This window comes from Campylobacter sp. 2018MI13 (genome assembly GCF_018501135.1).
In the GTDB taxonomy this organism is placed as follows: domain Bacteria; phylum Campylobacterota; class Campylobacteria; order Campylobacterales; family Campylobacteraceae; genus Campylobacter_E.
The window spans coordinates 20,094-28,635 of record NZ_JAHCZC010000015.1; the positions used below are offsets into that span (position 1 = coordinate 20,094).

Here is an 8,542-nt window from a genome sequence, read left to right on the forward strand (position 1 = left end):
GATGAATTTAAGTAAAGAAATAATCGCTCATAGAAAATATGAGCGAAAAAAATTTGTAATTATTGTATTTTTTATATTTCTGGGTATTTTGGGTTTTGTGTGTGATATAGCTGTAGGCCCATCTATGATAAGTCCTATTGAAGTTGTAAAATCAATTTTAAAAGCGTTTTTTATTGATATTGAAGTTGATAATACATCGTATATAATCACACATTCATTAAGATTACCTATGACTGTTATGGCTTTAGTTGTGGGTGCTGCTTTAGGTTATGGTGGAGCATTAATTCAAACTTTACTTAACAATCCTATGGCAAGTCCATATACTTTAGGACTAGCTGCTGCGGCTGGTTTTGGAGCTTCACTTGTGATTGCATTTGGATTTGCAGGAATTAGTCTTTATTTTGCTGTGCCACTTGGTGCATTTACTATGACTATGGTTTGTTCTAGTGTTTTGTTTTTGTTTGCAAAATCAAGAGCTTTTAGTTCTGAAATGTTAATTTTAGTAGGTATTGCGCTTTTATTTTTATTTCAATCATTATTATCCTTAGTTCAATACATAAGTGCTCCTGAAATTTCTCAACAAATTGTTTTTTGGCTTTTTGGCTCACTTCAAAAATCAAATTGGACTAATGTAATTATAGTTGGAGTGGTTACGATTATTTGTGTTATTTTACTTATAAAGGATAGTTGGGCGTTGTGTGCTTTTAGATTAGGTGAAAATAGGGCTGAAGTTTTGGGCGTTAATTTATCTTATCTTAGATTTAAAGCATTGCTAATTGTATCAATTATGAGCGCAACGGCTATTTCTTTTGTAGGAGTTATTGGATTTATTGGGCTTGTATCTCCTTATATAGCTAGAATGCTTGTAGGAGAAGACCAAAGATTTTATATGCTTACATCTATGTTAATTGGTGCTGTATTTTTAAGTTTTTCTTCTGTGATTTCAAAGATTATAGTAATAGGGACTTTATTTCCTATTGGAATTGTTACTTCTTTTGTTGGAGTGCCATTTTTCTTTTTTATAGTTTATAGTAGGAGAAGGGTATGCTAATCTTAAAAGATGTAAATGTTAAAAGAGCTAATAATTTAATATTAGATAAAATCAATTTAGAATTTGAAAATGGAAAAATATATGCAATAATAGGTGCAAATGGTGCTGGTAAAAGTTCGCTTTTAGATGCAATTTTTGGCAGAGTAAAAGTAGATGGAAAAATTAGTTTAGATGATTTTATTTTAAATAAAAAAACTTATAAATCTTGGCAAAACAATATTGCTTATATGTTGCAAGATTTTAATTCTAATGCAAATCTTAGTGCTTTAGAAGTAGTTTTGCTTGGAAAATTAAAAAAATTAGGGCTTTTTATAAAAGATGAAGAATTAGAATTTGCATTGAATATAATGAAGGGTTTAAATATTAATCATTTAGCTAATAAAAATATAAACGCACTTTCAGGCGGACAAAGGCAGATGATAAGTTTTGCTCAAGTGTTAGCAAAAGAGCCAAAAGTATTATTACTTGATGAGCCTGTGAGTGCTTTAGATTTGCATTATCAATGCTTATTGCTTGAAGCTTTACAAAAGCAAACCTATACTAAAAACTTAATTAGTATTGTTGTTTTGCACGATTTAAATTTAGCTTCAAGGTTTTGCGATGAGCTTATAGTTTTACATAAAAATTTAGTTTATCAAAAAGGTTTAGCAAATGATATTATCACAAAACAAATGTTAAAAGATTTATATGATGTAAATGTAAATGTTTTAGCTGATGAAAATAAGCCTTTAATATCACTTTTAGGAACAAAATGAAAATTTATATAGCAATGCAAGATATTTATAAAGAGGGCTCTATAGGTCTTAGAATACTTAAAAATGAGTTTTTGAGCTTGGATTTTGAATGTGAGTTTTTTGTGTGGCAAGAGTATGAGAATTTAAAAGATTGTGTTATTTTGCCACTTGGTGTTTGGGATTATTCTCTTAAAGTAGATGAGTTTTTGAGATTTTTAGATTTTTGTGAGCTAAATAATATTATTTTGATAAATAATACAAAATTAATTAGAAAAAACTTAGATAAATCATATTTACTAGATATAAAAGACGCTGTAAAATCTAATATTGTAGATATTAAAGATATAAAATTAAAACCAAATCAAATCATAAAACCCTTAATAGGTCAAAGCGGAAATGGTGTAGCAAGGTTTAATGATGATATTAATTTACAATTTTATAAAGATAAAGCCTTAATTCAAGAATACATTAACCACAATAGCGAAGCTTGTTTGGTATTTTTTGAAGGGGCATATCAATATAGTATTTTAAGAACTAAAAATAATGATTTTAGAGCAAACTATAATTATGGTGTAAAAATAGATGATTTTAATCCAAGCGATGAGCTTATATCTTTAGCTAGCAAATATATTCCAAAAGATAGCTTTTATGCAAGGTGTGATATATTTTTGGCTGATAGGTTTTATATAAATGAAATTGAATGTATTGAACCTGCTTTATATTTTGATAAAAAGCCAGAGTTTGTAAGTATTTTTGCAAATAAAATGAAAAAATATTTAAATTCCTTAAAAATTTAAGGAATTTGATTTTAAGAATTTTCTAGATATTTTTTACTAACTTCTGCATATTCTAAAGCTTGGTTTTTAATAGCTTTTATTTCTTCATTGCTTAATTCTCTAACAACTTTTGCAGGACTTCCTTGAATTAATGAATTTGGTGGAAAAACTTTATTTTTAGTTACTAATGAATTTGCACCTATTATTGAGTTTTCATTAACAACCGCTCCATCCATAATCACACTTCCCATTCCTACTAATACATTGGAATTTATCGTGCAAGCGTGGATTATAGAGTTATGCCCTATAGTTACATAATCTTTTATTATACAAGGTGTTTTAGGGCTAATCTCAACTCCTAGTTCATCATATAAAGCTCTTGCTACATGAATTGTAGAATTATCTTGGATATTTGTGTATTTTCCTATTTTTATATTAGCTACATCTGCACGAATAACTGCATTAAACCATATTGATGAATATTCATCAATTGTAGTATCTCCAATGATTTTAGCTCCATTTGCTACAAAAACTGATTTATTTAAATTAGGATAAAAACTATCGTATTTAACTAACATTTGCTTTCCTTAATAATAATTTTTATTATATGATATAAAAAAGGAGAAAATATGAAGAAAATATTAGTTGTATTTTTATTAAATATAATACTTTTTGCTGATTCTATTACTCAACATAAGGCTGATAAAATTCAAGATTCAAGACTATTTGTTCAATCACACGATGGAAAATTATTTTGTCTTAGCCCTAAGTTAGCTGATGGAAGATTGCTAGTAGGTATGCAAGATTGTAAGAACTCAAGTATCACAAGATATGATGTATATAAAAGACTTGCTTTTAGATATAATGATAGCTGGGTTTGTGCGTCGCTTGGGGATAGAATGAAAAATGGCAAGATGGGGAGTGATTATGTAGAACTTCGCCCTTGTGTATTAAACGATAAATCTCAATGGTTTGATATTAATAATGATGCTTTTAGCTTAAAAGCATTTTCAAATATGAAAATTACAGAAAAAAACTTCTTATTAGTGGCTACTAAAAATAATTTTGGTAATAAAATAAAAATTTTTGAAGGCGTTATGAAAGAATGGCTTGAAGCTATTGCGCCACCTGTAAATTATGCTTTAAAAACACCAATATATTTTTATGTAGAAAATAGAACAAGTGGAGTTAGAACTAAGTATTATTTGGGTAAAAATAATGCAAATAAAAATAATCCAACTAATTTTTATTATGATTTTAGTTCAGGTAAAATTGCTTTATATAACAATGGTAATTTTGAATGTTTAAAGACCAATTTATCTAATTTAAATGCTAGTTATTTAAGATTTGAGAAATGTAATTTTGAAGATAGAGAGAATGATTTTTATTGGAATTTAAATCTATTTGATGGTTCTTTTATAGTGGATAATAAAAATAATATTTTAGAAGTTGCAAGGGGTAGTGATTTAGGAAGATTATTTGTTGTTACAAAAGATTATTATAAAATTAATCTTGCGGGAAGTTCTTTAAAGAATACTCAATTTTTCTTTGATAGTAGTGTGTATGATTTATGGAATTTTAATTATAGAAATGCGGGATTTAATTCGCACAAATGTGGAAATGAAAGAAGAGTAAAAAGAGATTTAAATTTCTTTAACTTAGCTAATTTTAATGTTTTAGATGATAATTGGATAAGAAGACTTTATGCAATAACAAGAACAAGTGATAGTAGCAATGATGCTAGTGGAATTTGTGGAATTTGTATGCTACAAACTTTTGAAATAGTATCTTTATTAACTCAAGTATATCCATATAATCCTGAACTAGAAAATAATAATCAAGGTTATTTATTTGATTATAGTGAGCATAGAAGTCCTTTTATATCTTTTCAAAGAAGAAATCCAGCATTATATAATCTAATGCAAGGAGCTTTTAACTTTTGGGGAAATGAGTTGGTATTCGGAGAGCCAATTTATCATAGAGGAGTTAGGGCGATTTGGGCTTTAACTAGAAATATATTGCCAAGATTTGATTGGAGTTTAAGTTCAGTTTATACTGGAGATGATATTGGTAGAGAATTAATAAGACTTACCCGCTCTCCTGCTGGTTCTTTATATATAGCTTTAGTAAGCCTTAGCAATGGTAGAGCTCACGCTATTCCTATAGTTATTACAAATCACGGGGTTGTGGTAATTCCAACAAATAATGAAAATATAAGCGAAGCAGAATATTTAGAATTAGTAAGACCTGCTAATAATTTAAGAAGTTTAGAGCTTTCTGTTACTGCAAATGGAAGATATCAAATAGAGGCATTAACTTTAATTGGTTTAGTTGGAAATAGAGATAATGTATTAGGAGAATACTTAAATCAGTTTGATTGCACTGGAGATGGTAGTTTTAGAAGGGGTAATGGTAATTTCTTAAATCCAAATAATGCAAATACTTGCAATAATGGAAGATGTGAATTAATGGAAATTGATTTTATGTTTAGCAATTAAGCTAAACATAATCTCTTGGCTTTTTTAAAGACGGGATAAAAAATTGTATTTTATTTTTCAATAGTTTAAAATATTTACTAATTTTTGAGCGTTTTTTATTTGTAAAATTGTCTTGTGTTGAAGAAGTATTAATAATTCCTAATTTAATTAAAATTGGATAAATTGCATATAAATTGATAAATGTTTCATTACTTGTATATAAATCAGCTGGTAAATGAAATTTATTCATTGCTTTAAATAATTTTTGTGCTCCATTATTAGTTATATAATATCCATATGCACCATTTCCTCTTCCTACTAATCTTTTTAAATTCCAATTTAAAATTTTTTTATTAAATCTTAATGAAAATGGACTTTCAATTCTAAAACCATCATCGCTATAAATTTGCCTTTGATGACCTAATAATAAAAGTTCTAAATCTTTAGGAAATTCATTTTTATATTTTAAAAATTCTAATAAATTCTTATCAAATACTGCATCATCTTCTAAAATAATTGCATCTTCTAGATTTTGCTCTATAATTTTTTGATAACATAATCTATGACTCATAGCGCAGCCTATTTCTCCAAGGCTTAAAGTTCTTTTGAATAATTTTAATTGTTCTTCTTTAGGATAGGTATTTTTTTTTATTTCATCTTCACTCAACGCTTTGCCATATACAGCTTTAATTATTTCATAATTAAGCCCTAAGCTTTCGCAAAGGGCTGTTATTTTTTGTCTTTTTTCTATATCTTGCTCAAGATTAATTATAAAGAATTTCAAGCAAATACGCCTTTTTGTGGCCCGCTTTTGCCACAACAATCTTTATATTTCTTACCACTACCACAAGCACAAGGTTCATTTCTTGATTGCTTTTTGATAGGTTTTTCAATTTCTTGAATTTCTTCATTAGTTTCAGGCATTCTTAGTTGAATTATTAGTAATACTTTTATACTTTCACTTTTAATTCTTTCAACTAGCTCCATAAATAAATTATAACTTTCTCTTTTATATTCTACTAATGGGTCTTTTTGATTATATCCACGAAGACCAATACCTGTTTTTAAAATATCCATTTGATACAAATGCTCTCTCCAAGCACCATCTAAAACTTGTAGATATAATAATTTTTCAATTCTTTCCTTTTCACTATCAGGAACTATGCTAAATTTAACTTTTAACATAGTAGTTATTGCATCAATAATAACACTTCTGCTTTCTTCTGTGTTTAAAGTTTTTAATAATTCTAAATCTAGCTCTAAATTAATTTCATTTTTGAATAATTCAACTAAATTTTCAGCACTTAAATCATTTAAGTTATGAATTAAATAATCCACATATTCAGCTATGTTTTGCTCAACTTTTGTCTCAATATCATAATTTGTATCTAGCAATTCATTTCTATATTTATATATAGTTTTTCTTTGTTCGTTTGCTACATCATCATATTCAAGTATATGTTTTCTACTTTCAAAATGAAGATTTTCTACCTTTTTTTGAGCACTTGCTACTGCACGAGTTACAAGTGAGCTTTCTATGCTTTCGCCTTCAGCGATTTTTAATCTAGTAAAAATTGCTTTTAGCTTATCTCCACCAAAAATTCTTAATAAATTATCTTCAAGACTTAAATAAAATCTACTAACACCAGGATCACCTTGTCTTCCAGCACGACCACGCAATTGATTATCAATTCTACGGCTTTCGTGTCTTTCAGTTCCTATTATATATAAGCCACCTAATTCTCTAATTTCATCAGTAATTTTTATATCAACACCACGACCAGCCATATTAGTTGCAATAGTAACTGCTCCTTTTTTACCTGCATCTTTAATAATTTCTGCTTCGTGAGCGTGATTTTTAGCATTTAATACATTGTGAGCTATTTTTGCCTTTTTTAAATACTCGTGTAAAAGCTCGCTTTTTTCAATACTTGCAGTTCCAACTAATACAGGTTGTCCTTTTGCGTTAGCTTTTTTTATTTCATCAACTACGGCTTTAAATTTCTCATCTTGAGTTTTATAAATTAAATCATCTAAATCTTTTCTAATTACAGGCACATTAGTCGGGATTGTAATTACATCAAGGTTGTATATTTGAGAAAACTCAGTTGCTTCAGTTTGAGCTGTTCCTGTCATACCAGCAAGTTTTTCATACATTCTAAAGTAATTTTGGTAGGTAATATCTGCTAAAGTTTGACTTTCTTCTTGGATTTTAACTCCTTCTTTAGCTTCAAGTGCTTGATGTAAGCCTTCGCTAAAGCGTCTTCCTTCGCTAATACGACCTGTGAATTCATCTACAATCATTACTTCGCCATCTTTAACAACATAATGAGTATCTTTTAAAAATAAATTATTAGCCTTTAAAGCTTGGTCTAATTGATGAGCTAAAATAGCATTATCAAGACTATATAAATTATCAACTCCAAATAGTTTTTCTGCTTTTGAAATTCCTTGCTCTGTAATTAAAATAGTTCTATTTTTCTCATCTGCTATAAAATCTCCACTAGGTTTTTCTTTAGGATCATCTGGTGCAACTCCGCGAACCATTTGCTTAGCTACTTCATTAGCTCTTATATAGCCATCTAGTGTTCTATTGGTTGGCCCTGAAATTATTAATGGAGTTCTAGCTTCATCTATTAAAATACTATCAACTTCATCAACTATTACAAAATAATGTCCCCTTTGAACTTTATCTTCAGCATCAAAGCACATATTATCTCTTAAATAATCAAAACCAAATTCACTATTAGTTCCATAAACAATATCACACGCATAAACAGCTTTTCTATTTCTATGGTCGTTTCCTACTAAAATACCAACACTAAAACCAAGAAAATTATATATAGCACTCATCTCATTAGCATCTCTTGCTGCTAGATAATCATTTGTTGTTACTACATGAACGCCTTTTTTTGTCATTGCGTTTAATACCACAGGTAAGGTTGCTACTAAGGTTTTTCCTTCCCCTGTTTTCATTTCTGCTATGCTTTTATCATTTAAAACCATACCGCCTATTAATTGCACATCATAATGTCTCATTCCAAGCGTTCTTTTGCTAACTTCTCTTACTATTGCAAATACATCTTCTAAAACTAAATCTAAATTATTATTGTCTTCAAGCACTTTATTTTGTAGGTTTTGAAATTCGCTTTTAATTTCTTCATCATTTAATTTTTGATATTTTTCTTCTAAAGAATTTATTTTTAATACTCTTTTTTTGTAGGCTTTAAGAAGTCTATCATTACGAGTTCCAAATATACATTTTGCTATACTTTTAAACATTTAAATTTACCTCTTGGTTTTGATTTTTGAATATAATTATATTTGTTAAAATAAATAAAAGGATATTTAAAAGGTATTTAAATGATTATTAAAAAAATCTTTTTGCTTTGTATTTGTGGAATTTTTGCTTTTGCATTTAAAATTGATAATATAAATTACAATAGTTTTGAAGCTGATTTTATTCAAAAAGTAGTTGATTTGAGTAATAAAACTTTAATATAT

7 protein-coding genes are annotated in these 8,542 nt (G+C 28.0%); 4 read left to right on the plus strand and 3 right to left on the minus strand.

The genetic code is table 11. The features are described 5' to 3' along the window. Position 1 precedes the first annotated feature (1 nt). The 3 genes from KJQ99_RS02770 to KJQ99_RS02780 are packed head-to-tail and all read left to right on the plus strand — an operon-like array spanning position 2 to position 2,582. Positions 2 to 1,051, plus strand: coding sequence for a FecCD family ABC transporter permease (locus KJQ99_RS02770; protein WP_214149924.1), 1,050 nt, complete (start codon positions 2 to 4; stop codon positions 1,049 to 1,051). Continuing rightward, entirely contained in the window at positions 1,045 to 1,806 is a 762-nt protein-coding gene (locus KJQ99_RS02775) for an ABC transporter ATP-binding protein (protein WP_214149925.1), read from the plus strand. The genes KJQ99_RS02770 and KJQ99_RS02775 overlap by 7 nt, the downstream gene beginning before the upstream one ends. Next, positions 1,803 to 2,582: an ATP-grasp domain-containing protein gene (locus tag KJQ99_RS02780; protein ID WP_214149926.1), complete on the plus strand. Its 780-nt coding sequence runs from the start codon at positions 1,803 to 1,805 to the stop codon at positions 2,580 to 2,582. The genes KJQ99_RS02775 and KJQ99_RS02780 overlap by 4 nt, the downstream gene beginning before the upstream one ends. 11 nt (positions 2,583 to 2,593) lie before the next feature. On the opposite strand, the gene KJQ99_RS02785 is transcribed toward KJQ99_RS02780, so the two are convergent. Further along, complete coding sequence (locus tag KJQ99_RS02785; RefSeq protein ID WP_214149929.1) at positions 2,594 to 3,139, minus strand: gamma carbonic anhydrase family protein; 546 nt, start codon at positions 3,137 to 3,139, stop codon at positions 2,594 to 2,596. A 51-nt stretch (positions 3,140 to 3,190) separates the two neighbouring features. Between KJQ99_RS02785 and KJQ99_RS02790 the strand changes: the two genes are divergently transcribed. After that, positions 3,191 to 5,059, plus strand: coding sequence for a DUF1561 family protein (locus tag KJQ99_RS02790; RefSeq protein ID WP_214149930.1), 1,869 nt, complete (start codon positions 3,191 to 3,193; stop codon positions 5,057 to 5,059). Position 5,060: 1 nt separating this feature from the next. Here KJQ99_RS02790 and KJQ99_RS02795 read toward each other — a convergent pair whose 3' ends face one another. After that, positions 5,061 to 5,822, minus strand: coding sequence for a glycosyltransferase family 25 protein (locus KJQ99_RS02795; protein WP_214149931.1), 762 nt, complete (start codon positions 5,820 to 5,822; stop codon positions 5,061 to 5,063). Next, a complete protein-coding gene (gene secA, locus KJQ99_RS02800; RefSeq protein WP_214120336.1) occupies positions 5,819 to 8,320 on the minus strand; it encodes a preprotein translocase subunit SecA in 2,502 nt (833 codons plus the stop codon). Before secA ends, KJQ99_RS02795 begins: the two co-directional genes overlap by 4 nt. Positions 8,321 to 8,542: the final 222 nt, after the last annotated feature.